Source organism: Pseudomonas sp. NPDC087697, from assembly GCF_044743155.1.
Classification (GTDB): Bacteria; Pseudomonadota; Gammaproteobacteria; order Pseudomonadales; family Pseudomonadaceae; genus Aquipseudomonas.
Genome location: NZ_JBIUVW010000012.1, coordinates 96,781 through 122,707, shown reverse-complemented (window position 1 = coordinate 122,707; position 25,927 = coordinate 96,781). Strand labels below are relative to the sequence as shown.

Annotated in this window: 24 protein-coding genes and 4 tRNA genes; 18 read left to right on the top strand and 10 right to left on the bottom strand. The window is 59.1% G+C overall.

The window, feature by feature from the left end; translation table 11 throughout:
- The first annotated feature begins 37 nt into the window (after positions 1 to 37).
- From cobU to ACIPIN_RS11845, 7 genes are all read left to right on the top strand, one after another.
- Positions 38 to 559 carry a bifunctional adenosylcobinamide kinase/adenosylcobinamide-phosphate guanylyltransferase gene (cobU, locus tag ACIPIN_RS11875; RefSeq protein WP_401118658.1) on the top strand — a complete coding sequence of 174 codons (522 nt, stop codon included), beginning with the start codon at positions 38 to 40 and terminating at the stop codon, positions 557 to 559.
- Positions 556 to 1,611 (top strand): nicotinate-nucleotide--dimethylbenzimidazole phosphoribosyltransferase, encoded by a 1,056-nt coding sequence (cobT, locus tag ACIPIN_RS11870; RefSeq protein ID WP_401118655.1) that lies wholly within the window; start codon positions 556 to 558, stop codon positions 1,609 to 1,611. Before cobU ends, cobT begins: the two co-directional genes overlap by 4 nt.
- Positions 1,608 to 2,183 (top strand): alpha-ribazole phosphatase family protein, encoded by a 576-nt coding sequence (gene cobC, locus ACIPIN_RS11865; RefSeq protein WP_401118653.1) that lies wholly within the window; start codon positions 1,608 to 1,610, stop codon positions 2,181 to 2,183. The genes cobT and cobC overlap by 4 nt, the downstream gene beginning before the upstream one ends.
- Positions 2,184 to 2,185: 2 nt before the next feature.
- Entirely contained in the window at positions 2,186 to 2,917 is a 732-nt protein-coding gene (locus ACIPIN_RS11860) for an adenosylcobinamide-GDP ribazoletransferase (protein ID WP_401118650.1), read from the top strand.
- 134 nt (positions 2,918 to 3,051) lie between these two features.
- Positions 3,052 to 3,456, top strand: a complete 405-nt coding sequence (locus ACIPIN_RS11855; RefSeq protein WP_401118648.1) for a MarR family winged helix-turn-helix transcriptional regulator — start codon at positions 3,052 to 3,054, stop codon at positions 3,454 to 3,456.
- A 66-nt stretch (positions 3,457 to 3,522) separates the two neighbouring features.
- Positions 3,523 to 4,731, top strand: coding sequence for an MFS transporter (locus ACIPIN_RS11850; protein ID WP_401118646.1), 1,209 nt, complete (start codon positions 3,523 to 3,525; stop codon positions 4,729 to 4,731).
- A complete protein-coding gene (locus tag ACIPIN_RS11845) occupies positions 4,728 to 4,850 on the top strand; it encodes a hypothetical protein (protein ID WP_401118643.1) in 123 nt (40 codons plus the stop codon). The genes ACIPIN_RS11850 and ACIPIN_RS11845 overlap by 4 nt, the downstream gene beginning before the upstream one ends.
- Before the next feature lie 83 nt (positions 4,851 to 4,933).
- Here the strand turns inward: ACIPIN_RS11845 and ACIPIN_RS11840 are convergent, their stop codons facing one another.
- The 3 genes from ACIPIN_RS11840 to ACIPIN_RS11830 form a co-directional block, all read right to left on the bottom strand.
- Entirely contained in the window at positions 4,934 to 6,205 is a 1,272-nt protein-coding gene (locus ACIPIN_RS11840; RefSeq protein WP_401118641.1) for an OmpP1/FadL family transporter, read from the bottom strand.
- 145 nt (positions 6,206 to 6,350) lie between these two features.
- On the bottom strand, positions 6,351 to 6,833 hold the full coding sequence (locus ACIPIN_RS11835) for a hypothetical protein (RefSeq protein WP_071553927.1): 483 nt from the start codon (positions 6,831 to 6,833) through the stop codon (positions 6,351 to 6,353).
- Positions 6,834 to 7,108: 275 nt separating this feature from the next.
- Positions 7,109 to 7,333: a hypothetical protein gene (locus ACIPIN_RS11830; RefSeq protein ID WP_007898912.1), complete on the bottom strand. Its 225-nt coding sequence runs from the start codon at positions 7,331 to 7,333 to the stop codon at positions 7,109 to 7,111.
- Between the two features lie 1,020 nt (positions 7,334 to 8,353).
- Here ACIPIN_RS11830 and ACIPIN_RS11825 point away from each other — a divergent pair.
- Together ACIPIN_RS11825 and rmuC are read left to right on the top strand one after the other, a co-directional pair.
- Positions 8,354 to 8,677 carry a sel1 repeat family protein gene (locus ACIPIN_RS11825; protein WP_401118639.1) on the top strand — a complete coding sequence of 108 codons (324 nt, stop codon included), beginning with the start codon at positions 8,354 to 8,356 and terminating at the stop codon, positions 8,675 to 8,677.
- A gap of 175 nt (positions 8,678 to 8,852) precedes the next feature.
- On the top strand, positions 8,853 to 10,217 hold the full coding sequence (gene rmuC / locus ACIPIN_RS11820; RefSeq protein ID WP_401118693.1) for a DNA recombination protein RmuC: 1,365 nt from the start codon (positions 8,853 to 8,855) through the stop codon (positions 10,215 to 10,217).
- Between the two features lie 84 nt (positions 10,218 to 10,301).
- On the opposite strand, the gene ACIPIN_RS11815 is transcribed toward rmuC, so the two are convergent.
- Together ACIPIN_RS11815 and ACIPIN_RS11810 are read right to left on the bottom strand one after the other, a co-directional pair.
- On the bottom strand, positions 10,302 to 13,772 hold the full coding sequence (locus ACIPIN_RS11815; RefSeq protein ID WP_401118637.1) for a NahK/ErcS family hybrid sensor histidine kinase/response regulator: 3,471 nt from the start codon (positions 13,770 to 13,772) through the stop codon (positions 10,302 to 10,304).
- Positions 13,773 to 14,002: 230 nt separating this feature from the next.
- Entirely contained in the window at positions 14,003 to 14,542 is a 540-nt protein-coding gene (locus tag ACIPIN_RS11810; RefSeq protein ID WP_401118635.1) for a TetR/AcrR family transcriptional regulator, read from the bottom strand.
- Between ACIPIN_RS11810 and ACIPIN_RS11805 the strand changes: the two genes are divergently transcribed.
- The 5 genes from ACIPIN_RS11805 to ACIPIN_RS11785 all read left to right on the top strand — a co-directional run bounded on the left by ACIPIN_RS11805 (position 14,541) and on the right by ACIPIN_RS11785 (position 19,512).
- Positions 14,541 to 14,711, top strand: a complete 171-nt coding sequence (locus ACIPIN_RS11805) for a hypothetical protein (protein ID WP_401118632.1) — start codon at positions 14,541 to 14,543, stop codon at positions 14,709 to 14,711. The two genes, ACIPIN_RS11810 and ACIPIN_RS11805, sit on opposite strands and share 2 nt — an antisense overlap.
- Positions 14,712 to 14,729: 18 nt before the next feature.
- A complete protein-coding gene (locus ACIPIN_RS11800; RefSeq protein WP_401118631.1) occupies positions 14,730 to 15,914 on the top strand; it encodes an MFS transporter in 1,185 nt (394 codons plus the stop codon).
- 69 nt (positions 15,915 to 15,983) lie between these two features.
- On the top strand, positions 15,984 to 16,295 hold the full coding sequence (locus ACIPIN_RS11795; protein ID WP_401118629.1) for a cupin: 312 nt from the start codon (positions 15,984 to 15,986) through the stop codon (positions 16,293 to 16,295).
- 106 nt (positions 16,296 to 16,401) lie between these two features.
- Positions 16,402 to 17,553, top strand: coding sequence for a TDT family transporter (locus ACIPIN_RS11790; protein WP_401118627.1), 1,152 nt, complete (start codon positions 16,402 to 16,404; stop codon positions 17,551 to 17,553).
- 84 nt (positions 17,554 to 17,637) lie between these two features.
- The gene (locus tag ACIPIN_RS11785; protein ID WP_401118625.1) at positions 17,638 to 19,512 is read left to right on the top strand and encodes an MFS transporter; all 1,875 of its coding nucleotides are present in this window, start codon (positions 17,638 to 17,640) and stop codon (positions 19,510 to 19,512) included.
- A gap of 121 nt (positions 19,513 to 19,633) precedes the next feature.
- Here ACIPIN_RS11785 and sugE read toward each other — a convergent pair whose 3' ends face one another.
- The 3 genes from sugE to rdgC all read right to left on the bottom strand — a co-directional run bounded on the left by sugE (position 19,634) and on the right by rdgC (position 22,106).
- On the bottom strand, positions 19,634 to 19,948 hold the full coding sequence (sugE, locus tag ACIPIN_RS11780; protein WP_123426861.1) for a quaternary ammonium compound efflux SMR transporter SugE: 315 nt from the start codon (positions 19,946 to 19,948) through the stop codon (positions 19,634 to 19,636).
- Positions 19,949 to 20,066: 118 nt separating this feature from the next.
- Positions 20,067 to 21,032, bottom strand: a complete 966-nt coding sequence (locus ACIPIN_RS11775) for a bile acid:sodium symporter family protein (protein ID WP_401118623.1) — start codon at positions 21,030 to 21,032, stop codon at positions 20,067 to 20,069.
- A 153-nt stretch (positions 21,033 to 21,185) separates the two neighbouring features.
- Positions 21,186 to 22,106, bottom strand: coding sequence for a recombination-associated protein RdgC (gene rdgC, locus ACIPIN_RS11770; RefSeq protein WP_401118621.1), 921 nt, complete (start codon positions 22,104 to 22,106; stop codon positions 21,186 to 21,188).
- A gap of 160 nt (positions 22,107 to 22,266) precedes the next feature.
- Between rdgC and ACIPIN_RS11765 the strand changes: the two genes are divergently transcribed.
- The 4 genes from ACIPIN_RS11765 (at position 22,267) to ACIPIN_RS11750 (ending at position 22,796) form a co-directional block, all read left to right on the top strand.
- A tRNA-Val gene (locus ACIPIN_RS11765) sits at positions 22,267 to 22,342 on the top strand.
- Positions 22,343 to 22,361: 19 nt separating this feature from the next.
- A tRNA-Asp gene (locus ACIPIN_RS11760) sits at positions 22,362 to 22,438 on the top strand.
- Between the two features lie 186 nt (positions 22,439 to 22,624).
- Positions 22,625 to 22,700, top strand: a tRNA-Val gene (locus ACIPIN_RS11755).
- Positions 22,701 to 22,719: 19 nt separating this feature from the next.
- Positions 22,720 to 22,796: transfer RNA gene (locus tag ACIPIN_RS11750), tRNA-Asp, on the top strand.
- A 138-nt stretch (positions 22,797 to 22,934) separates the two neighbouring features.
- On the opposite strand, the gene ACIPIN_RS11745 is transcribed toward ACIPIN_RS11750, so the two are convergent.
- Positions 22,935 to 24,071, bottom strand: a complete 1,137-nt coding sequence (locus tag ACIPIN_RS11745) for a catalase family protein (protein WP_401118618.1) — start codon at positions 24,069 to 24,071, stop codon at positions 22,935 to 22,937.
- A gap of 28 nt (positions 24,072 to 24,099) precedes the next feature.
- The gene (locus tag ACIPIN_RS11740; protein ID WP_401118616.1) at positions 24,100 to 25,908 is read right to left on the bottom strand and encodes a di-heme-cytochrome C peroxidase; all 1,809 of its coding nucleotides are present in this window, start codon (positions 25,906 to 25,908) and stop codon (positions 24,100 to 24,102) included.
- Between the last annotated feature and the right edge of the window lie 19 nt (positions 25,909 to 25,927).

Sequence of the window (25,927 nt, the reverse complement as noted above, 5' to 3'; positions counted from 1 at the left end):
TGAAGTGACTACACCGCTAAATTGAAGGTTTATGACCATGTTGCAACTGATCCTCGGCGGCGCCCGTTCCGGTAAAAGCCGTCTGGCTGAAAAGCTTGCCAGCGAAAGCGGCCTGGCGGTGACGTACATCGCCACCAGCCAGCCACTGGACGGCGAAATGAATGCCCGTGTGGCTCATCACCGCGAGCGTCGTCCGCCTGAATGGGCGCTCATTGAAGAACCACTGGAACTGGCCCGGGTGCTGCGCGAAACCGCCAGCGCCGAGCGTTGCCTACTAGTGGATTGTTTGACCTTGTGGCTGACCAATCTGTTGATGCTTGAAGATCCTGGACGTCTGGCACATGAACGTGAAGCCCTGTTGGATTGCCTGGCGTCACTGCCGGGGGAAATTGTTTTTGTCAGCAACGAGACCGGTCTGGGTGTCGTGCCGCTGGGCGAATTGACTCGCCGCTATGTCGATGAAGCCGGTTGGTTGCATCAAGCCCTGGCTGAGCGCTGTCAGCGTGTCGTATTGACCGTCGCCGGCCTGCCCCTGACTTTGAAAGGAACTGCGTTATGACTCACTCCTGGTGGCTGAACCCGTGCAAACCGATCAACGCGCAAGCCCATGAACAAGCGGCGGCCCGGCAGCAGCAACTGACCAAACCGGCAGGCTCTCTCGGGCAGCTGGAGTCGGCGGCGGTGCAATTGGCGGGGCTGCAAGGCCGGGTCAAACCGAGCCTGAATCAGTTGTGGATTGCGATTTTCGCCGGTGATCACGGGGTGGTCGCCGAAGGTGTTTCGGCGTTCCCGCAGGAAGTCACCGGGCAGATGCTGCACAACTTTGTCAGCGGTGGCGCGGCGATCAGTGTGTTGGCGCGGCAGCTTGAGGCGCGGCTGGAAGTGGTCGACCTCGGTACTGTCACGCCTTCGTTGAATCTGCGGGGCGTACGTCATTTGCATATCGGTCCGGGCACTGCAAACTTCGTGCATGGCCCGGCAATGACGCAAGCTCAGGGCGAGCAGGCCTTGCAGGCCGGCCGCGACAGTGTGTTGCGGGCGATTGCTGAGGGTTCCGAGCTGTTCATCGGCGGCGAGATGGGCATTGGCAATACCACCGCCGCCAGCGCCGTGGCCTGTGCACTGCTCGATTGCCCGGTGGCGCATCTGACCGGGCCGGGCACCGGTCTGGACGCGGCAGGTGTCAGCCATAAAGCCCAGGTGATTGAACGCGCTCTGACGTTGCATGCCGCTCAGCGCGGTGACGTGTTACAGGCGTTGTTCAATCTCGGTGGTTTTGAAATCGCTGCATTGGTCGGCGCGTATCTGGCCTGCGCTCAGGAAGGTTTGGCGGTGCTGGTCGACGGCTTTATTTGCAGCGTTGCAGCGTTGGTCGCAGTGCGCCTGAATCCAGCGTGCCGCGAGTGGCTGCTGTTCGGCCATCGCGGGGCGGAGCCGGGTCATCGGCATGTTCTGGAAACCTTGAATGCCGAGCCTTTGCTGGATCTTGGCCTGCGACTCGGTGAGGGCAGTGGTGCGGCGCTGGCGGTGCCGTTGCTGCGTCTGGCCTGTGACCTGCACGGGCAAATGGCGACTTTCGCTGAAGCGGCCGTTGCCGATCGCCCGGCATGACATTGCGTCTGGATTTGCTGCGCCACGGCGAAACCGAACTCGGGGGCGGTTTGCGCGGTAGCCTGGATGACGCGCTGACCGCCAAAGGTTGGGAACAGATGCGCGCGGCGGTGATTGACCAAGGTCCGTGGGATCGCTTGGTCAGCTCGCCGCTGCAACGTTGTGCGCGCTTCGCCGAGGAACTGGCCGAGCGGTTGGGCTTGCCGGTCGAGCTGGATAAAAACCTGCAAGAGCTGCACTTCGGCGCCTGGGAAGGGCTGAGTGCAGCAGCGTTGATGGAAACCGACGCCGAAGCGTTAGGAGCGTTTTGGGCTGACCCTTACGGATTCACGCCTCCGGAGGGTGAGCCGGTGACCGTGTTTTCCGTGCGGGTGCTGGCGGCCGTCGAGCGCTTGCATCAGGCCTACGCCGGCGAGCGAGTGCTGCTGATCAGTCATGGCGGGGTGATGCGTTTGTTGCTGGCCCGCGCGCGTGGATTGCCGCGTGAACAGTTGCTCAACGTTGAAGTCGGTCATGGCGCGCTGTTTTCGTTGCGCGTCGAGGCGGATGCCGTGCTCAGGGAGGAGGGCTGAACATGCTGCCATTCTGGATCGCCCTGCAATTTTTGAGCAGCTTGCCGATTCGTCTGCCGGGTATGCCAGCGCCTCAAGAGCTTGGGCGCTCGCTGCTGTTCTATCCGTTGGTGGGGCTGCTGTTTGGTGGGCTGTTGTGGGCGCTGAACTGGCTGCTGCTCGGTGCGCCAGCGTTGCTGCATGCGGCATTGCTGTTGAGTGCCTGGGTGGTGCTCAGCGGTGGTTTGCACCTCGACGGTCTGGCCGACAGCGCCGATGCCTGGCTCGGCGGTTTTGGCGATCGCGAACGTACATTGATCATCATGAAAGACCCGCGCAGTGGGCCGATCGCGGTGGTGACATTGGTGTTGGTGCTGTTGCTCAAGTTCACGGCGTTACTGGCGTTGATCGATCAGCACTCGATAGTCGGTTTGATCCTCGCACCGGTGATCGGCCGCAGTGCGTTGCTCGGGTTGTTTCTGAACACGCCGTATGTGCGTGCCGGCGGCCTGGGACAGGCACTGGCCGATCATCTGCCGCGCAAGGCCGGTCAGCAGGTGTTGTTGCTCAGTGCGCTGGTCTGCGTGCTGATGGGTGGCTGGAGCGGTGTGGTTGCGCTGGTGTTGGCGGCACTGATGTTCTTCTGGCTGCGGCAGGTGATGCTGCAGCGTCTGGGTGGGACCACCGGCGATACGGCAGGGGCGTTGCTGGAGCTGCTGGAAGTGGCAGTGTTGATTGGGATGGCGCTGATCTAAAGGGATTGCGTAGGAGCTGCCGGAGGCTGCGATCTTTTTGTTTTGAGAATCAAGAGATCGCAGCCTTCGGCAGCTCCTACAGTTGTTTGATAATCAAACTTGCTTTCGGTTAACCGCGGGTATATACACGCACCATGCTAGCCTCTCAATGTTTATGCACCAACCTGCGTCGCGCCGCTCGTGGCGTCAGCAGGCACTACGACGGCGCCCTCGACGGCTTCGGGATCAACGTTGCGCAGTATTCCTTGCTGTGCAATTTGCAGCGTCTCGATCAACCGAGTATTTCGACCCTGGCGGAAGCCATGGGCCTGGATCGCAGTACCCTGGGGCGCAATCTACGGGTGTTGGAGGGGGAGGGGCTGGTGATGATGGTTGAGGGTGAAGACCAGCGCAATCGCATCGTGCAGCTGACCGAAGCCGGGCGCGAACGCCTGGCAGCGGCCTTACCGGCCTGGGAAGCGGCGCAACAGCGGCTGATTGATCGTCTGGGCGCGGAGAAGCGCGCAACCTTGCTGGCCTTGCTGGATGAACTCGCCTGAGGCGGCGGGCCTTTCCAAACATAAGCCTGAACTTAAGCGGGTATATACCCGCTACGGAGAATAAGAATGACATCGATGTGGCGTACCAGCGGTTGGGTTCTACTTGGGAGCGCACTGATTCTTGCGTTGTCGCTTGGCGTGCGACATGGCTTCGGGCTGTTTCTGCCGCCGATGAGTGCGCAGTTCGGCTGGGGGCGTGAAGTGTTCGCCTTTGCCATCGCCCTGCAAAACCTGATCTGGGGGCTGGCTCAGCCATTCACGGGTGCCTTGGCGGATCGCTTCGGCGCGGCGAAAGTGGTGCTGGTCGGTGGCGTGCTGTACGCCGTGGGGCTGGTGTTCATGGGCTTGTCCGATTCGGCCTGGTCGCTGTCGTTGAGTGCCGGGCTGTTGATCGGCATCGGTCTGTCCGGTACCTCGTTCTCGGTGATTCTTGGCGTGGTGGGACGTGCCGTGCCACCGGAGAAACGCAGCATGGGCATGGGCATCGCCAGTGCTGCTGGCTCCTTTGGCCAGTTCGCCATGTTGCCTGGCACGCTGGGGTTGATCGGCTGGCTCGGTTGGTCGACCGCGCTTCTGGTGCTGGGAATGCTGGTGGCGCTGATTGTGCCGCTGGTCAGCATGCTCAAGGACAAACCGCTGCCAGTGCTCGGTCATGAGCAGACCCTGTCCGAAGCCCTGCGCGAGGCGTGTTCGCACTCAGGTTTCTGGCTGCTGGCGTTCGGCTTTTTTGTCTGTGGTTTCCAAGTGGTGTTTATCGGCGTGCATTTGCCGGCCTATCTGGTCGATCAGCATCTGCCCGCCAGCGTCGGCACCACGGTGCTGGCGTTGATTGGCCTGTTCAATATCTTCGGTACTTACACCGCAGGCTGGCTCGGCGGGCGCATGTCCAAACCGCGTCTTTTGACTGGTCTCTACTTGCTGCGTGCGGTGGTGATCGGTCTGTTCATCTGGGTTCCCGTGACGCAAACCACGGCTTATCTGTTCGGCATGGCCATGGGGTTTCTCTGGTTATCGACGGTGCCTTTGACCAACGGCACGGTAGCGACGCTGTTTGGTGTGCGAAACCTCTCTATGCTCGGTGGTATCGTTTTCCTCTTTCACCAGTTGGGCTCGTTCCTCGGAGGCTGGTTGGGTGGGGTGGTTTACGATCGAACAGGAAACTATGACTTGATCTGGCAAGTGGCGATTCTTCTGAGTCTGTTGGCGGCAGCCTTGAACTGGCCCGTGCGCGAGCGCCCGGTGGCGCGGTTGCAAGTGCAGGCGAGTGCGGCATGAACAATGTCGGAGCATGGTTCGCCGCAGCCGGTGCTGGCGCGCTGTTGTTGGCGCTGGCCTGGTGGGGCTGGCATCAGGGTGGTCTGGCACTGATGCAGTTGGGTATGGGGACCTGCTGAGCGTCCACTAAAAAGCCCCGCCTCTGTACAAGAGTGCGGGGCTTTTTCAATTCAGCGGGTGAGCTGTTCGGGCTCGCCGTGAATCAGAAGCGGTAGGTCGCGCCGACACCAAAACCATTGGCGCTGTTTTCGTACTTGGCTCTGTAACTGTCTACCTGATTGGAGTTATTCACCGTGACAGCTTTTTCCTTGAGGTAGGAGTAGGCGACGTCGATAGTCAGATCATCGGTGACGTTGTAGCCAGCGCCAAGGCTGAAGACCGTGCGGTCACCCGTAGGAATACGTGGGGAACGGTCAGTATTGTTGGTAGGCGACTGGTCGAAGGTCAGACCAGTGCGCAATACCCACTGCTTGTTCAGCTGGTAGGAAGTACCGATGGCGTAGGCCCAGGTATTGCGCCAGTTCTGCTCTTCGGTGATCGTGCCGAACAGGGCAGGGGACAATGCACCGCCTTGTGCCGCAGTTACACCATCGTTGTTGACGGTGATGTTTTTCAGACGGCTCCAGCGAGTCCAGGTGGAACCTGCATACAGGGTCCACGCATCCGTCAGCTGTTGTGTCACGGAAAAGTCGACCGATTCAGGTGTTTCGATTTTCAGCGAAGCATCGTACCGATTGCTTTGCAGGAAGGCGGAAGGAGCATTTGCGCCTGCGGTGATATCGGTGTGACCTTCGAGATTGTATTTCACTTTCGAGTGATAGGTCAGGCCGACGCGAGTTGTGTCGGTGGCTTGTACCAGGACCCCGAAGTTGTAGCCCAGAGCGGTATCGTCCCCTTTGATTTTGACGTGGGTATCGCCAAAAAGAGGTACATCCGACTCGAGAGTGCCGCCTATGCGGTTAATGGTCGGGCCGAAACCGATCGATACGATGTCGTTAAAGGCGTAGCTGACGGTAGGTTGGAAGGTTACAACCTTGACTTCACTCTTGCTGCCGAAGCCGCCACCCTGGAAGCCACTTTCATAGTTGGTAATCAGACCAAAAGGTGCATAGACACCGAGGCCGAATGCCCAGTGATCATCAATCGGCTTGACGTAATAGCCCATCGGAACGGCTGTGAATGGCACCATGTCGCCCTTGTTGGTACCCGGATGGGCGCCCTGGGCGTCTTTGATATCGCTCGAAGCATCGATGGCTGCCAGCCCGCCAGTGACTTCCTGGCGCTTGATACGCGACATGCCGGCAGGGTTGCCAAATACAGTACTTGCATCATCGGCAGATGAAGAGCGTCCCGCATAACCAGTCCCCATCCCACTGATGCTCTGTTCGTTGAGGGCAAAGCCACTTGCGAAGATCTGGGTGGATGCCAAGGCAACGGCGAGGCTAAGGGTGGTTTTGAGCATTACTTTTTTCATTATTAGAACTCCTGGTGATCACCGGGGCGAAAATTACCAACATTTTCGTTCCAGCGCCATAGGCTGTATGGCTTGAGATAGAGCGCTTTTGTAGGACAATCAGACCAGGTTCGCGTCTATATGCGCGATCTTGCAAATTGCGCGGTTAACAGGCGATCTGATTCAGAGGTGACACACAGGTTTGCCAGGCACAGGTGAAGTCGCGAAGACGACCTTGCGGCTGGAAGGTCTGGCGCCAGATTCGGGCCATACCCAGCAGGTCATCAGCCTCGGGGAGCGGGGTGTTTTGTTCTTCTATTAATAGCCAGGCGATGGCGGTGGCGTAGCGCAGGTTGACGGTCAGTTCCAGGTGCGGGCCGCTGAGAAATGCATGCTGACTGGCGAGGCCCCGAACCAGGCTCGCGCGTTCCGGGTCCAGCGCCAGGTAGTGGTCCCAAAGCGCCTGGTGGCGAGGTTCGGCAATCCGGTACAGGCCATGCCCGCGGCGGTCATGCAGGGCGGAACCGAGAGCGGACTGACTGGCAGCAACGCCCAATAGCAGGGATTCGGCTGTCGTGCTGTGGCGCCCGAGGTAGATCAATGTCGGACGGATCACATAACGGCACAGTTCGCTGGCGGCGATACCCATAAAGCCCTCGAAACTTGAAGTGGGGGCGATTCCTGAAAGGGAGCTTGGCAGCGCTGGATCGGTTCAGGATCGCCGAAAGCGGATCAAGCCGCTTGAGTTGAAGTGTAGTGTCATATTCCTGCCGTAAAGGACTGTTTTTAAAATATTTCCGGCATCGAGTTATAACCGTTATATCGCTTGGTGCTTAAGCCGGTGCAACGAATGGAGAAATATCAGGCAATAAAAAGCCCTGCTTTTTGGGCAGGGCTCTTGAGGTTTTCAGCTTTTCTGGCGTTTCAGGCAACCAGTGCCTGACGGGTACGCTCGATCACGGCCTGCAGCGGTTCGGCGCTGGAGTATTGATCGGGGTACAGGCGTTCGCTGTGACGAGCGATGCCGTGTTCGTTGACCAGAGTGAAGCTGAAGCAGCCTTTGCGAGCAGCCATGATCAGGCAGTTCATTGGTGCAAAAGCGTTGGTTAGGGTGCGAATGGCATCCTGAGTATGGATTTGAGTAGACATGGTTATTGGGTGTTCCTACAAATGACACGGATAAGAACCGTGCAACGTTAAAACGTTCCAGTAACGTTGATCACCATTGATCGAACGAAGAACCTGACTGGAACAAAGCAGCCAGTTGAAGCGCTATGATTTTTGCGCGCTTGGGCCGGCAGGTAGGTACTTAGGAGGGCAGGCAGCACATCAAGGGCAAAGGTTCTGGGCCCGGGGTGAAGATCCTGATCAATTTGCAGGTTGGTTCGGTCAGAGTAAGTGAGCTTCGCAACACCCTTTGCATTCGATTCAAAGGCAGTGTTGTCGCAAGCGTTACCTGGAAACCATCGAGGTGGTCGATCCCGTGATGTCGGTAGAGGCTTCTCTTTAAGGAAGGTATACCGCAGGAGTTGTTCGACCAGAATTGACTTTCAGCTTGGTACTAACGCCGCGGATACTAACGGATTGAATTCAAGAAAGGAAGTGTGTTAGGCGAAAAAACTTTTGCACATGCTTGAACCGCTCTGCTCGCAGGCGGGAATTTGCCGTACCTGGAGCATCTGCAGTCGCGGGTAAAACATCGCGGCAACAGTAAAGCACACAATTGGGTCGCTAAGTGCCCGGCGGCGTCAGCCATCATCTCCCTTGAAACGCAGGTGCAGTGAGGCTGGTTGCTACTGATTTCCTACAAAACGCACAAAAAAAGGGCGGCGATATAACCACCCCAAAGGTACTTGTGCACATTAGTTGCGCGGGCTGTCACCCGCCTGTCATTTCACCTTCAAGCGCAGTGGGTGCCTGTAGTGGAAATTTAAGTCAATGAAAAACATCGCTTTTTTTTACTGGTGAAAAAATCGTCAGTTTGACTGCGGGCCCCATTCCACAGGGCTTCTGGCGAGTTCAAAGAGGGTTGTCCACTGAGTTATCCACAGCTTCTGTGGATTGTCCCGAGCGCTTGCTCTAGGACGGGCGTACCGGCTTTTTTTCGACTTTACCCGTACGAAAAAAAGAGTAGAGTGGCGCGCCTTCCGATCTGTCCCACAGTGCTTTATGAAGTTTCGCTCAGTATCAACCTCCGTTACCTCTGCACCCTCGGGTGTTACTCCTCCCAAGCGTTTTTCGATGCGAGTCGCCGAATGGCTTCTCGACAGTCCTCGCCTGGACAATAACTCCAACGTCAAACATTTCGCCGGGCGTTTGCTCAAGGCTCCTGCCCGTGAAGGGGTAGTGGCTGCGCAAAGTCGTCTGGGGCAATTGATGTGCCGCGAATGCGGTAATGCCCGCGATCGTCGTATTGGCCAGGACCTGCTGCGCCAGGCCGCGCGTGCCGGCGACCGGCGCGCCCAGCGGGAACTAGGTCAGATCGAAGACTGAGCTGTCCAAGCCCTGATGGCTTGGTTAACCTTCGAGCTTTAATTCAATGGCAGGAGTCGTCATGGCTATGGACTTGACCAGTGTATTGCTCGGCCTGGCGGGTGCTGCGCTGCCGTTGTTGGTGTTGGCGTGGCAACTGCAGCGGCGCCTGAGCACCGGGCAGTCCGAGCTCTCGCTGCTTGAAGAGCGCTTGAGTACTGCGCAATTGGCGCAGGACGGTCTTAATGCGCAACTCGATGCCTGCCGCGATGAAATCAGTGATCTGAGCCAGGCCAACGCCGCCAAGCAAGCCGATCTGGCTGCTGTGCGCCGTGAAGTCGAGCTGTTGCAGATCGAGCGCGACAACGCCCGTGACGCGGCCCATGCCTGGAACCTTGAACGCAGCAGTAAAGAAACCGAGTTGCGGCGGCTGGACGCTCAGGCTGCGTCACTGAATGCCGAGCTGCGTGAGCAGCAAGAAAGCCATCAGCAGCGCCTGAGCGACCTGCAAGGCTCGCGGGACGAGCTGCGGGCGCAGTTTGCCGAGCTGGCCGGGAAGATTTTCGATGAGCGCGAGCAGCGCTTTGCCGAAACCAGCCAGCAGCGTTTGGGGCAGTTGCTCGACCCGTTGAAAGAACGCATTCAATCCTTCGAGAAACGCGTCGAGGAAAGCTATCAGGCTGAAGCCCGCGAGCGCTTCTCGCTGGCAAAGGAGCTGGAGCGTCTGCAACAACTGAACCTGCGCCTGAGCGACGAGGCGACCAACCTCACGCGAGCGCTCAAGGGACAGAAAACCCAGGGCAATTGGGGCGAGTTGATTCTCGAGCGAGTGCTGGAACACGCGGGTCTGGAGAAGGGGCGCGAGTACCAGACTCAAGTCAGCCTCAAGGGGCCGGATGGCGAGCGCTTCCAGCCCGACGTGCTGATTTACCTACCGGGCGACAAGCAGGTGGTGGTCGACTCCAAAGTCAGCCTGACGGCCTATCAGCAATACGTGGCGGCTGACGACGACGCGATTGGCCAAGCGGCGCTGAAACAACATGTTCTGTCGCTGCGTAATCACGTCAAAGGCCTGTCCGATAAGGACTATAAGCGGCTGGACGGTCTGCACAGCCTGGATTTCGTGTTGCTCTTCGTGCCCATCGAGGCAGCTTTTTCCGCAGCATTGCAGGCTGAGCCGAATCTGTTTCAGGAAGCCTTCGATCGCCATATCGTCATCGTCAGTCCGACCACCTTACTGGCCACGTTGCGCGTCATCGACAGCCTGTGGAAGCAGGAGCGTCAGAGCCAGAACGCCCGGGAAATCGCCGAGCGCGCGGGTTGGCTGTACGACAAGTTCGTGCTGTTTATTCAGGATCTGGACGAGGTCGGCAGTCGCTTGCAGCAGTTGGACAAAGCCTACAGCGCCGCACGTAACAAGCTGACGGAAGGCCGCGGCAATCTGGTCAGCCGCAGCGAGCAGCTCAAATTGCTCGGCGCACGGGCCAGCAAAAGCTTGCCGGCGGATCTGCTGGAGCGGGCGATGACCGATGTCGATGGGTTGGTCGAGTTGCCGGAATAAATCAAAAGATCGCAGCCTGCGGCAGCTCCTACAAATCTGAATCAGGTGGCGTAGGAGCTGCCGCAGGCTGCGATCTCGTCTTCATTACAACGGCAAATGCCGACTCAACAACGCCCGCAATGCCGCCGGTTTCACCGGTTTCGGCAGGTATTCCAGACCCGCAGCATGCACCTGGGCAACCATCTCCGGTCGCCCGTCAGCACTGATCACCACACCTGGCACCGGCTTACCCAGTTGGGTGCGTAGCCAGGCCATCAACTCGGTGCCGGTTTCGCCATTGTCGAGGTGGTAATCGACCAGCGCCAGTTGTGGGCGCATGCCGTCGCTGAGCAGTGCCGCACACTCATCGCGATTGCGTGCGGTATACACCTGACACCCCCAGCGCGAGAGCAGGCTGTTCATGCCAATCAGAATGCTGTCTTCGTTATCGATACACAGCACCTGCGCGCCTGTCGGTAGTCGGCCATTGAGCTTGGCAATTTTACTCGGCGCGCTGGTTTGCGCGTGGGCCAGTGGCACGCTGACGCTGAACACGCTGCCTTTGCCTGGCCAGGAACGCACTTGCAGTTGATGGCCGAGCACACGGCACAAGCCGTCGGCAATCGCCAGGCCCAGGCCCAGGCCTTTTTCGGCGCGGGTCTGGTGGCTGTCGAGGCGCTTGAACTCTTCGAAAATCACTTGGCGCTTGTCTTCCGGAATCCCCGGGCCTCGGTCCCAGACCTCCAGGCACAGGTGATCGCCCCTGCGCCGCGCACCCAGCAGCACCGGGCCTTTGGCGTAGCGGAAGGCGTTGGTCAGGAAGTTTTGCAGAATCCGTCGCAGCAGTTTGATATCGCTGTCGACCCGCAAGCGACTGCCACGAAGGCGAAATTTCAGCCCTTGCTCCTGCGCCAAAGCCTTGAATTCGGCGCCGAGGGCGTCGAACAAATCGTTGAGCACAAACGGTTTGCGATCCGGATTGATCTTGCCGTTTTCCAGGCGCGAGATGTCGAGCAGGTCGCTGATCAAGTCCTCGGCCGAGCGCAATGAACTGTCCAGATGCTGCACCAGTTGCCGGGCCTCGCTGGAGAGGTCGTCGTCCCGGTGGGAGAGGGCGGCCGAGAACAGTCGTGCGGCGTTCAAAGGCTGCATCAGGTCGTGACTGACCGCCGCGAGGAAACGGGTTTTCGACTGGTTGGCTGACTCGGCGGTACCTTTGGCTTCGGTCAGCGCGACGTTCAGTTGCGACAGTTCATGGGTGCGCTCGGTGACGCGCCGCTCCAGGCCCTCGTTGGCCTCGGTCAGCGCCTGCTCGGCCTCGCGGAACGCGGTGATGTCGGTGAAACTCATGACAAACCCGCCACCCGGCATTGGATTGCCGATCAGCTCGATCACCCGACCGTTGGGGAACAACCGCTCCGAGGTGTGAGCGCGCCCCTGACGCATCCAGTGCAGACGCCGGGCAACGTGGACTTCCGCTTCGCCGGGGCCGCACAGACCACGTTCGGCGTTGTAGCGAATGATGTCGGCAATCGGCCGGCCGACGCTGATCAAGCCGTCCGGGTAGTTGAACAGTTCCAGGTAGCGACGATTCCAGGCCACCAGTTTGAGCGACTGGTCGACCACGCTGATGCCTTGGGTGATGTTCTCGATCGCGCCCTGCAGCAAGGCACGGTTGAATTGCAGAACTTCCGAGGCTTCGTCGGCGATTCGCACCACGTCCTCGAGCTGCATTTCCCGACCTTCAATGGCCGCTTTTACTACTGCACGGGTCGATGAAGCGCCCAGTACACCGGCGAGCAAACGCTCGGTGTGAGCGATCCATTCACCGTCGGCATTCTGATTCGGGTTGAAGCCTTTGCCCTGACGATAGGCGAAGCGGATGAAGCTCTGCTGTGCCCGTTCTTCGCCGACAAAACGCGCCGCGAGTTGCAGCAGATCGTCGATTTGCACCGCCAGCATCGAACGGGCGCTCGGTCGTGCGCTGATCTCCTGACCAATGAAACGCCCGGCCTGCCAGTGTTCCGAGACCCGTGTACGGGACAGCACCGAAACCCAGGCGAACAAGGTGAAGTTACCGGCCAGCGACAGCACCACGCCCTGGGTCAGCGGGGTAATCGGCAGGTTCAGCGGATTGCCGTGCAGCCAGCCCAGCCCCGGGAAGCTGTGCAGCGACCAGCCCAGGCTGTTGGCGGCGATCGGCAGAATCAAAGTGTAGAACCAGAGGAACGTCCCGGCGGCGAGACCGGCGAACACCCCGCGGCGGTTAGCCTGTTTCCAGTACAGCGCGCCGAGCATTGCCGGCGCCAGTTGGGTCACGGCGGCGAAAGCGATCTGCCCGATGGTGGCCAGACTGGCGGTCGAACCGAGCAGGCGATAGGAAACATAGGCCAGCAGCAGAATCGCCACGATGCTCACCCGCCGCACTGAGAGCATCCAATAGCGGAACACCTCGAACGGCCGCTCGGCGTTTTTCCGGCGCAGCAACCACGGCAGCAGCATGTCGTTGGAGACCATGGTCGACAGTGCCACGCTGGCGACGATGACCATGCCGGTGGCGGCGGACGCGCCACCGATAAACGCCAGCAGCGCCAGTGCCGGATGGGCCTGGGCCAGTGGCAGGCTGATCACGAAGGAGTCGGGCAGTACCGAGCTTGGCAGTATCATTTGCCCGGCCAGCGCAATCGGCACCACGAACAGTGCGGCCAGTGCCAGATAAGCCGGGAACACCCATTTCGCCAGGCGCAAATCCTGTGGTTCGATGTTCTCCACCACGGTCACATGGAACTGTCGGGGCAGGCAGATGATCGCCATCATCGCCACGCCGGTCTGCACCACCATCGATGGCCAGTTGATGGTTTCTTTCCAGTATTCCTCCAGGCGCGGTGCGAGCATGGCCTGATCGAACAGGTCGTCGAAACCGTCGTACAAACCATAAGTGACGAAGGCGCCGACCGCGAGGAAGGCGAACAGCTTGACCAGCGCTTCGAAGGCAATCGCCAGCACCATGCCTCGGTGGTGTTCCGTAGCATCAAGGTTGCGGGTGCCGAAGACGATGGTGAACAGCGCCAGAATCAGCGACACGATCAGCGCGGTGTCCTGGGCGCGGGTGCCCATGGCGTCGGGGCCTGCGCCGATCAACAGGTTTACCCCGAGGACGATGCCTTTAAGCTGCAGGGCGATGTAGGGCAGCACGCCCACCAGACAGATCAGCGCCACCACCACCGCCAGCGATTGTGATTTGCCGTAGCGGGCGGCGATAAAGTCGGCAATCGAGGTGATGTTTTCCTGCTTGCTGATCATCACCATTTTTTGCAGGACCCAGGGCGCGCACACCAGCAGCAGGATCGGTCCCAGATAAATCGGCAAAAACGACCAGAGTTGTTCGGCCGCCTGACCGACAGCGCCAAAGAATGTCCAACTGGTGCAATAGACCGCCAGCGACAGACTGTACACCCAGGCACGCATTCGCGGCGGCAGAGGCGCGCGGCGGCGGTCGCCGTAAAAGGCGATGGCGAACATGACGGCCATATAGGCCAGGGCGACGGTGGCAATCAGCCCGCTGGACAGCGACATGGGAACTCCAGGCAAAAGACACCCGGGAGGCAAGCCCGGTCTGACAGTCTCGCACGAGCTTCACGGTTAGTCAGCGTCGACCAAGGTCGTGGCGTGGCGGGGTGTCGCAGGGTGGATACAGACCGTGTTTTCGCGGTAGATCGTAATCTCCCCCGTAGGAGCTGCCGAAGGCTGCGATCTTTTGATCTTGCGGTTGCGACGATTGCAAAGATCGCAGCCTTCGGCAGCTCCTACGGGGCCAGTGCAATATCGATCAACCGATGCAACTCTTCAACCTCAAGCGCTGCCGATGCGAACAGGATGCGGAACACCGTCGGCGCCACCACCATGTTGATCAGTCGGTCGACACTTGGCTTCGGCTCATCCGGATAACGATCCAGAATCGTCTGCAACTGCCCGCTGAGAATGCTCACGCAATACCCCGGCGTGGCGCTCGATTGCACGTCGCGCATCATGTTGCGGCCGGGCTCCGAACTCATTTCGTCCAGATACTGCTCGGCCCAGGCGCGCAGATCGCTACGCAGGCTGCCAGTGTTGGCCGGTTCGCTGTCAGGGCGCATGCGTGCCAGCGCGACGTCGGCCAACAGTGCCGACAAATCGCCCCAACGTCGGTAGATCGTCGACGGTGTAACGCCAGCGCGGGCGGCGATTTGCGGCACGGTCACGGTTGAACGTTCCTGCTCTTCGAGGAGTTCGCGCACTGCCGAATGAATTGATTCCTGCACCCGGGCACTTCGGCCGCCGGGGCGTAACGCTTCTTTAATAGCCATGCAGCAGACCTTAACACAAAGAATTTGCTTTAAGTCGAAGCCAGTCGCACACTCCGCAAAAGCAAAAGCAAAAGCAAAAGCAAAAGCAAAAGCAAAAGCAAAAGCAAAAGCAAAAGCAAAAGCAAAAGCAAAAGCAAAAGCAAAAGCAAAAACAAAAGCAAAAACTTAGCTTTTGCGGAGTGTGTCCATGTCCAGTTCTGTCTCAAACCGTTCCAGTCTGGTGTTCCTGGCGATCACCTTACTGAGTTTTCTCGCCGCTTCCAGTGCGCCAACGCCGCTTTATCACCTGTACCAGGAGGCGCTGCAGTTTTCTCCGGCGACCCTGACGCTGATTTTCGGGGTGTATGCCTTGAGCCTGCTGGCGGCGCTGCTGACGGTCGGCTCGCTGTCGGATCATCTGGGGCGCAAACCGGTGATCTTCGCTGCGTTACTGCTGGATATGCTGGCGATGCTGCTGTTTATCAACGCCGACAGCGTGGCCTGGCTGATTGCCGCGCGTGTGCTTCAGGGTTTCGCCACCGGCATGGCCACCAGCGTACTCGGCGCAGCCTTGCTCGATACTGACCGGCAGCAAGGACCTCTGGTGAACAGCGTCGCACCGCTGCTGGGCATGGCGTGCGGAGCATTGGGTAGCGGGTTGCTGGCGGAATACGCGCCGCAACCGTTGCGGTTGGCCTACTGGATTCTGTTCGGGCTGTTCCTGATGCAAGCGCTGTATGTTTGGCGTCTGCCCGAAAGCGTCAGTCGGCAACCCGGCGCCTGGGCGTCGCTGCGTCCCACCTTGCATGTGCCACCTCAGGCGCGACAGGCGCTGTGGCTGGCGCTGCCGGTGGATGTGGCGGTCTGGGCAGTGGGTGGATTCTTCCTGTCGTTGGCACCATCGCTGGTGCGTGCGGCAACCGGTTCGACCTCGAACCTGATTGGCGGAAGTCTGGTGGCCGTGTTGACGGTCAGCGGCGCACTGATGATCTTCTCGTTGCGCAATCGCCCGGCAGACAAAGTCCTGCGCTTGGGCGCGAGCTTATTAGCGATCGGCATCGCCCTGATTCTGACGGCCGTGCACAGCGCCAGTCTGCCGCTGTTCTTCTTCGCGACCCTGGTGGCCGGCAGTGGTTTTGGCGCCGGTTTTCTCGGTGCCTTGCGCAGCGTGGTGCCGCTGGCCTTGCCCCATGAGCGCGCGGGTTTGATGTCGGCGTTCTATGTGCTGAGTTACCTGGCGTTCTGCCTGCCGTCGCTGTTGGCAGGCAACCTGACCCGGACCTTCGGCCTGATCGCCACCACCGATGGCTATGGCGCGGTATTGATCGTGCTTTCGCTCGGCGCCTTGTTTGGGTTGATGCGCCAGCGTCAGGCCGAACTGTGCGAGGCCTAGCTGGGTCGAGACGTCTTCGCGCTCATGCGTTAGCCTTGGCTCTGTTCTCATTCGAAGGATTGAACCCTCATGAAGATCATTCGCAGCAAATCCTTCACCGGTGACCGTGCCTGGGCGGCGCTGGATATCGCCAACATGAACGGCATCACCACCCGGTTGCACTGGACCGATCAGCCCTACAAATGGCACGTCAACGACGGCCAGGAAGTGTTCGTCGTGCTCGATGGTCAGGTGCAGATGCGCTATCGGGAGAATGGCGTCGAGCAGGTTACGCTGTTGGAGGTTGGTGACATCTTTTATGCAGCGGTTGGCACCGAACACGTCGCCCATCCGCAAGGCGTGGCGCGAGTATTGGTGATTGAGACGGAATGGAGTGCTTAATGTCTATATCTGCAAAACAGATAACAGTTAGAGATATTACCCGTTATATAGATATTCTATTTGGTTCTACCATGAGTTCCACCTCACCCGAGGACAGGAGTTCGCCATGCAATGCCCCAGCAGCAACAAACCCGTTAACCGGCCTTTGAGCCATTTGCAGCATCCTCGCGAAGCGATTCGCCAGTTCACCCCCAACTGGTTCGCCGCGACCATGGGCACCGGGGTTCTGGCCCTGGCACTCGCCCAATTGCCGGTGTCGATACCTGGCCTGCATGCCTTCGCCGAAGGCCTGTGGATGTTCAACATTTTCCTGTTTCTGTTGTTCAGCGGGTTGTATGCCGCACGCTGGGCGTTTTTCTTCGATGAAGCGCGACGGATTTTTGGCCACTCCACGGTTTCGATGTTTTTCGGCACCATTCCCATGGGCCTGGCGACCATCATCAATGGCTTCCTGCTGTTCGGTCTGCCGCGCTGGGGGGAGGGCGTTGTGCACGTGGCCGAGGTGCTGTGGTGGCTGGATGTCGCCATGTCGCTGGCCTGCGGCGTATTGATTCCATACATGATGTTTACCCGTCAGGAACACAGCATCGACCAGATGACCGCTGTCTGGCTGCTGCCAGTAGTGGCCGCGGAAGTCGCGGCGGCCAGTGGCGGTTTGCTTGCACCGCATCTGGCTGACGCCCACTCGCAACTGGTGATGTTGGTAACCAGCTATGTGTTGTGGGCATTCTCGCTGCCGGTGGCATTCAGCATCCTGACCATCCTGTTGTTGCGCATGGCCCTGCACAAACTACCCCACGAAAACATGGCGGCGTCGAGCTGGCTGGCACTGGGGCCGATCGGCACCGGGGCGCTGGGCATGTTGCTGCTGGGCAGCGACGCCCCCGCGATCTTCGCCGCCAACGGTTTGCCGGGTATCGGTGAAATTGCCGCCGGGCTGGGTTTGGTCGCCGGGATTACGCTGTGGGGCTTCGGTTTGTGGTGGATGTTGATCGCGGTACTGATCACCCTGCGTTACCTGCGTGCCGGGATTCCCTTCAACCTCGGCTGGTGGGGGTTTACCTTCCCGCTGGGCGTCTACTCGCTGGCCACTTTGAAGTTGGCAAGTACCTTGAACCTGAGCTTTTTCAGCATCTTTGGCTGCGTACTGGTCGTCGCGCTGGCGATTATGTGGCTGATCGTTTCCAAGCGCACCGTTCAAGGCGCCTGGCGCGGTGAGTTGTTTGTTTCGCCATGTATTGCCGGATTAGCGAAATAATTCGCAAAGTTTAGGTAAGGTTGTGGCCTGGATCGCTGTACGACATTCCAATAAGAGCATCCAAGCCACACAGGGACATGGAAGATGAGCCACCCTTCGCAGTTCACCTTGCTTCGCAAGCGGCGGTTTCTGCCGTTTTTTGTTACGCAGTCCCTCGGGGCGTTCAACGACAACATCTTCAAGCAGTCGCTGATCCTCGCCATTTTGTACAAGCTGACGATCGAGGGTGACCGCTCGATCTGGGTCAATCTTTGTGCGCTGCTGTTCATCCTGCCGTTCTTTCTGTTCTCGGCGCTGGCCGGGCAGTTTGGCGAAAAGTTCGCCAAGGACGCGCTGATCCGTCTGATCAAGCTCGGTGAAATAGCGATCATGGCGGTCGGCGCAGTCGGTTTCCTGTTCGATCACCTGTCGCTGATGCTGGTGGCACTGTTCGCCATGGGCACTCACTCGGCGCTGTTCGGCCCGGTGAAGTACTCGATCCTGCCGCAGGCCTTGCGTGAAGAAGAACTGGTAGGCGGTAACGGTCTGGTGGAAATGGGCACCTTCCTGGCGATTCTGGCCGGAACCATCGGTGCCGGGATCATGATGTCGTCCAGTCACTACGCACCGATTGTCTCCACGGCGATCATCGGTGTCGCGGTGCTGGGTTATCTCGCCAGTCGCGGCATTCCGCGCGCTGCGGCGTCCACTCCTGAATTGCGACTGAACTGGAATATCTTCAGTCAGTCCTGGGCGACCTTGCGTCTGGGCCTGGGGCAAACGCCCGCAGTCTCACGTTCGATTGTCGGCAACTCGTGGTTCTGGTTCGTCGGGGCGATTTACCTGACGCAGATCCCGGCCTACGCCAAAGAGTGGATGCACGGCGACGAGACCGTGGTGACGCTGATTCTGACGGTGTTCTCGGTCGGTATCGCACTGGGTTCGATGCTCTGCGAGAAACTTTCCGGACGCAAAGTCGAGATCGGTCTGGTGCCGTTTGGCTCCTTTGGTCTGACGGTGTTTGGCTTGCTGCTCTGGTGGCACTCCGGCGGTATTCCGGAAAGTATTCAAGGCCATGGCTGGATCGAAGTGCTTGGTTTTGGCCATACATGGTGGGTGCTGTTCGATATTCTCGGGCTGGGGATCTTCGGCGGTTTCTACATCGTGCCGCTGTACGCATTGATTCAGTCGCGCACCGCCGAAAACGAGCGGGCGCGGGTGATCGCGGCCAACAACATCCTCAACGCTCTGTTCATGGTGGTCTCGGCGATTGTCTCGATTGTGCTGCTGAGCATCGTCAAGCTGTCCATTCCCCAGCTGTTCCTGGTGGTGTCGCTGCTGAACATCGGTGTGAACGCCTATATCTTCAGCATCGTTCCCGAATTCAGCATGCGTTTCATGATCTGGCTGCTCAGCCATTCCATGTACCGCGTTCAGCACCGCAACCTCGAATTGATTCCTGATGAAGGCGCGGCATTGCTGGTCTGCAACCACGTGTCGTTCGTCGACGCCTTGCTGATTGGCGGCGCGGTGCGTCGGCCGATTCGCTTTGTGATGTATTACAAGATCTACAACCTGCCGGTACTGAACTTCATCTTCCGTACCGCCGGGACGATTCCGATTGCCGGGCGCCAGGAAGACATCCAGATTTACGAAAGGGCTTTCAAACGTATCGCCCAGTACCTGAAGGACGGTGAGCTGGTGTGCATCTTCCCGGAAGGCAAGTTGACCGCGGATGGCGAGATCAATGAGTTCAAGGGCGGGCTGACGCGGATATTGGAAGAGACGCCGGTGCCGGTGATTCCATTGGCCTTGCAAGGGTTGTGGGGCAGCTTCTTCAGTCGCGATCCGAACAAGGGTTTGTTCCACCGACTCTGGTCGCGGGTGACCGTGGTGGCCGGGCCGGCGGTGGCGGTTGAGATCGCGCAGCCGGCGCAGTTGCAAGTGTTGGTCGGCGAATTGCGTGGCACCGTTAGATAGTTGATGTTTTGGCCGGCCTCATCGTCGGAACGCCGCCCGGAGCAAGCTCGCTCCCACATTGGTTCTGTGTCGTTCACAGATCAATTGTGGGAGCGAGCCTGCTCGCGATGGCGGTAGAGGCCTAAGCGCTGACTTTCAATCCGACCAACCCGGCAATGATCAGCGCGACGCTGGCCAGGCGGAACAGCGCCATGGATTCCCCAAACAGGATGATCCCGGCGATGACCGTGCCGACTGCGCCGACGCCAGTCCAGATGGCGTAGGCGGTGCCCAGCGGCAGATCCTTCATGGCCAGACCCAGCAGCCCCAGGCTAATCACCATGGCGCCGACAGTCAGGACGGTGGGAAGAGGGCGGCTGAAGCCGTCGGTGTATTTCAGGCCAACGGCCCAGCCGACTTCAAACAGACCCGCGAAAAACAGAATGATCCAAGGCATGAAAACCTCCATCGATTGACGGGGTCGTCCCCAGATTAGTAACTCGATCGAGCCGCAAGGTCGTCCTCGCGATGCGCACTATAGTGCCCATTATTAACCTGGGGATCAAGTTTCAGGGTCAGTCGGTTACTTGTTGGGTGGCGAGTTCGCGGTCCTGTTTCTCGCTCATCCGGCGGAAATACGTCGAGAGCAACGCCCCGGAAATGTTGTGCCAAACGCTGAACAGCGCACTCGGCACCGCCGCCAGCGGCGAGAAGTGTGCGCTGGCCAGCGCCGCGCCCAGCCCCGAGTTCTGCATACCGACTTCCAGTGCCAGGGATTTGCGTTGCGCCAGCGGCAGCTTGAACACGCGTCCGGTGAAGTAACCCAGCAGGAAGCCGAAGCTGTTATGCAGCATCACCACGGCCATGATCAGCAGGCCAGATTCGGCAATCTTGGCCTGACTCGCGGCGACAACGGCGGCGACGATGATCACGATGCTCACCACCGAAACCAGCGGCAGCACCTCCACCGCGTGACGAACCCGATCACCCAGCAGGCGCTGGGCGACCACACCGAGCACGATCGGCAACAGCACAACTTGCAGGATCGACCAGAACAGGTCCATGAACGAGACCGGCAACCAGGCCGAAGCCAGCAGCCAGATCAGGGCCGGCGTCAGCAATGGAGCGAGCAGGGTGGTGACGGCGGCGATCGCCACCGACAGTGCCAGGTCACCGCGGGCCAGCCAGGTCATCACGTTCGACGAGGTGCCGCTCGGGCAGCAACCGACCAGAATCACCCCGACGGCAATTTCTGGCGGCAGGTGGAACGCCTGGCAGAGCAACCACGCCACGCAGGGCATGATTACGAAGTGTGCGACCACGCCGAGTGCCACGCGCCATGGATGGCGGGCGACCTCAGCGAAGTCTTCAAGTTTGAGGGTCAGGCCCATGCCGAACATCACCAGCCCCAGCAACGGCACGATCGCGCCTTTCAAGCCGATGAACCACGCGGGTTGCAGGAAGGCCACCACGGCGAAGATCAAGACCCAGTAAGCGAAAGTGTTGCCGACAAAACGACTCAGTGCTGCCAATGCACGCATGACCTGTTCCTTGTTATTCGTCTTCGAAAATAGTGCAGTTCCAATGTGGGAGCGGGCTTGCTTGCGAAGGCGGAGTGTCAGTCAACATCATCGTTGAATGTCAGTCCCTCTTCGCGAGCAAGCCCGCTCCCACATTGAGAATCACACGACGGCTTAGATACCTTGCGGAGTCTCTTCGCCACCCAAGGCTTCAACCAGCGCCGGAAGGAATTCGCCGAAGGTCAGCATCATCAGCGTGAAGCTGGCATCCAGTTGGCCGAGGGCTTCATCGCCACCGTCCTGTTCTGCCTGATCCTGCAGCAGGTCTTCGAACTTCAGGCGCTTGACCACCATCTTGTCGTCGAGGACGAAAGACAGTTTGTCTTGCCAGGCCAGGGACAGCTGAGTGACCACTTTGCCAGTGCTCAGGTGCAACTGAATTTCTTCGCTGGTCAGGTCCTGACGCTTGCAACGAACGATGCCGCCGTCTTCGTGAGTGTCGCGCAGTTCGCATTCGTCGAGGACGAAGAAGTCGTCGGCGGCTTTCTGGGTGGTGACCCACTCAGTCATGGTGGCGGTCGGGGACATTTTTACCGTCAGCGGACGTACCGGCAGTGTGCCGATCACTTCACGCAGGGTGGAGAGCAGGTCTTCGGCGCGTTTCGGGCTCGCGGAGTTGACCAGGATCAGCCCCTGTTTCGGTGCGATGGCGGCAAAGGTCGACGAGCGACGGATAAAGGCACGAGGCAGGAAAGCCTGGATGATTTCATCCTTGATCTGGTCCCGTTCCTTTTTGTAAACCTTGCGCATCTGCTCGGCTTCGATCTCTTCGACCTTCTCCTTGAGTGCGTCACGTACGACGCTGCCCGGTAGAATGCGTTCTTCCTTACGCGCGGCGATCAGCAGGAAGTCTCCGCTGACATGCACCAGCGGTGCATCTTCGCCTTTGCCAAACGGCGCGACGAAACCGTAGGTGGTCAACTCCTGGCTTGCACATGGACGCGCCAGTTTGGTGGCCAGTGCAGTTTCCAACGCCTCAGCATCAAAAGGCAGATCTTGGGTCAGGCGATAGATAAGCAGGTTTTTGAACCACATGGGGTGAGTCTCTCCTTTATACAAAGGGGGGCATTATTCTCCGCGCAGCGCCATAGGCCAACCCTCAGCTAAGCCTTTGGAAGGCCTGAAAAAATTATTTTAAAAAGTACTTGCCAGAGGTAGGACTGCTCCGTAGAATGCGCGCCACACCGAACGTGAAGGGTGATTAGCTCAGCTGGGAGAGCGTCTGCCTTACAAGCAGAATGTCGGCGGTTCGATCCCGTCATCACCCACCATTCGCATTCAGTGTTACGCGCAGCGGTAGTTCAGTCGGTTAGAATACCGGCCTGTCACGCCGGGGGTCGCGGGTTCGAGTCCCGTCCGCTGCGCCATATTCGGTAATCTGGAACGCTGAACGCCAGGTCACCACAGGAAGCCCGCTAACGCGGGCTTTTTGCTTTAAGAGTTCCACGCGAAGTGCACTGTTTCATTGAAATTCAGCTTTTTTAATAATTTTCTTAATTAAATCAGCACGTTATGAATTTTTGTGGCACAATGCGCCCCGCAACGAAGGTAAAGGGTGATTAGCTCAGCTGGGAGAGCGTCTGCCTTACAAGCAGAATGTCGGCGGTTCGATCCCGTCATCACCCACCACTTACTTTCAACGCTACGCGCAGCGGTAGTTCAGTCGGTTAGAATACCGGCCTGTCACGCCGGGGGTCGCGGGTTCGAGTCCCGTCCGCTGCGCCATATTCGGTAATCTGGAACGCTGAACGCCAGGTCACCACAGAAAGCCCGCTTAATGCGGGCTTTTTGCTGTCTGGGGTTTTGTTAAGTCATTGCCTCTAATAGAAAAGCGACCTTCGGGTCGCTTTTTTCGTTTATGGGCTATTGCTCGGCATTGCGTGCGTGACGGTAATCACTGACCGCTTCGTACACCGCTTTGCGTAGCCGATTGATGCCGCCGATAGGGCGATGAGCTTCCAGGCCAAACCAGGGATTGAAGGACTGATTGTCGCATTGCAGGTTCAGCGCTGGCGTGTCGAAGTCCTGGGCGGGGATCTTGATCCGTGCCACGGTTTCGAACGGTGCATCGCTTTCACGCCATTCGATGCTGGTGTCTTCGATCGGCATGTACTTGGTCGGGTCCTGGCGCTGGATCTGCAAGACAAAACACGCCGGTACCCGATCCGTCGACAGCTGTTGATTGAGTGCACTGCGCAAGAAGTTTGGCAGCGCTTGATTCTGCTCAGGCAAGTCGTAGGTTGGGCAGCTGTCCGGATCGGGAGCGACGCGGAACTTGGCGTTGGCCGTACCGAATTTATACGGTGAGACGGAGAAGTAGGTGGACTGGGTCGGGCTGGCCGGTGCTGGCGCCAGCGTCGCCAAGGCAATGAACAGGTGACGAACCTGCCAGCTACGCGGATCCCAACTCGGGAAGAATGCCGTGACCTGCTTGCCATCGGCTTGGGCGGCAATGTTCTGACGGTACTCGGCGACATTGCTGACGAAGAAGTTGGGATGGCTGAACATCACGAAATCCTGCTCGCCACGGCTTTGCTGATCCTTGAGCAACTGCGTCCCCGGCACATCAAGCAATTTAATCGCCATGCCTCGGGCATCGCGGACACTGTCGAATTGTGGATAGGCGTTACCGTTGGACAGTCGCAGGGTGGCTTGCCAGGTCTTGCCGGCTTCAGCAAAAACACCCTGGCGCAGTTCAGGCGTCAAATCTGCCAGCACCTGGACCTCGGCTTTCACACAGCCATGAGCCTTGGCATGTGCATCACGCAGGTAGCGAGTGTTTTCGCGATGCTGGTCGACGATGCGCACGGCGGTCTGGATGATGTCCTGCGTCATTGCCGCTTCACCGGCCGGAATGTGCTCTTTGGCAGAGACCGGGCCGCTGTAATGCCAGGCGAACCAGGCCGTCGCCACTGCCCAGCCCAGCAAACCGAGGCCCAACAAAATCAGCAGGGTCTTGCCGAGCAATACGCCGATGCGCAGCCAAAGAGTGATCAACATGCTCGAGTCCTTTTTGCAGAGGCGATGGTCATGGCAGTTGTGATTCCAAGGGGCCACCCAGCACCTTCAGGTATTCGAGTAACGCCCAGCGCTCTTGTGGTTGCAGCAAGCGGCCAATGACCCCATTGCCACGTTCGCCGGCACGAAATTCGTGACCACTGTTGTGGTTGCCAGTGATGCTCGTATCGAACACAAAACCGTTGGTGAAGGCTTCAGTGCGATAACCCAGGTGCTGCGGGTCATATTCAAACGTGCCTCTATAGAAGGTAGTTGCACGCTCATCCTGCGGCGAGAGCAGTTGGTAGAGGTTCGGTACTGAACCGTTGTGCAGAAAGGGTGGCGTCGCCCAGACGCCTGCCAGCGGTCGCGCTTTGTAGGCGCGTAGCTCACGCACGCCAATCGGCAGGCCAAATCCATCCATGCTCGGGCGTTCTTCAGGTGTGACATTGGCGTCACGGTACGCGCGGTTTTCAACGAAAGCGGTCACGTAGGCCAGCCCTTTGGCGACCGAGAGCTTGCTCAGGTCCAGTGGCGCCTTGGGTGTGGGGTGCAGTTTGACGTCCAGTTTCGCCAGCTCGCCCAAGTCCCACTTGAGCGCGCTCAGGTTGAAACGGTGGTCGGCGATGTTGTTGGCGGCACCCGGGTCGGTGCCAATGACTTCCACCGGCAACATCTTCAATTTCTGCTCAGGTCGACCGTTGACTTCGGCCACGCTCGGTACATGGCACCCGGCGCAGTTTTCGACGAACAGCGTGCGCCCCTTGGCGGCCAGAGGCTTGTCGATGCTGCCGAGCAACGCTTCGGGCCAGGCGGGTGGCTTGAGTCTCTTCAGGGTTTCTTCGATCAGTTGCAGATCACGTACGCGAACGCTGGAAGGGTAACGATCATCCCCCTTGAGCGGCTGGCCAGCGGCATCGAAGAAGTTTAGCGTCGCGCCGACACCCAGGGCTTCACCGATGTTGCGCGCCATGGGTTGCTGGGCTGAGCCGTTCCACTGCACCCAGTCGAAGGTCCAGATATCCCACAACTGCGGGTAGTCCACCGGGGCATTGGCTACTCGGTAGTTTTCTGGCGAGATAGCGTCGCCGAAGCTGGCGTTGGCGATACGTCCGAAAGCGTCGGTACGGCCGGGACCTTCCTCCGTGGGATAGAGGCCGCGGTGGGTGTCGTTCCAGGCAGCGCGCAGGAAGGTATCCAGTGAGGATTTGAAGTCCAGGCGCAGTTGTGAGTGTTGGGTGTCGTAGTCCTGACCCAGCACGTTGCGTGCGAAGCGTTCGAATTTCCAGGGGTTGTAGTAGGTCGAGGCGAGGCTTGCGACCAGTGCCTGACCGAAACTGCCGCCGCGCAGAGTCGGTACGCTGGAAGGCAATACGTGCTGTGCCGAGCCGCCATCGATGCGTACCGCCTGGCCTTTGAATCGCAGTTCGCCGGTGTGGCAGGCGGCGCAGGTAACATCCAGAAACTCTTCTTTGCTGCCTGGATTCTGATGGCGGGCGAAACCCACTGGCAGGTTGCCTGGGTTGTTTGGCGTGGCTTTTTGGGCGGGATCCACCAGAAAGCCGAAACGTGCCAGGTATTCGGGCGCTGCAAAACGTTGCTCCGAGAACGGCAATTCAAGTGCTGTGAACCAGTTGTAGCGCAGGCCTTTGACCTGCGTGCCCTGTGGCGTGAAGTAGTAGGTCTGGCGGTCGGCGGCGTCCCACTGCTCGAGGTAATGCACCTGCTCGACTGGCGCATAGACCGGCAGTTTCGGGTTGGCGACGTAATACAGGACTACCGCCAGAGCGACTGCCAGCAGGGCGAGTACCAGATACAGAACACGGAGTAAAAGGCGCAAGATAAACATCCTTGTCGAT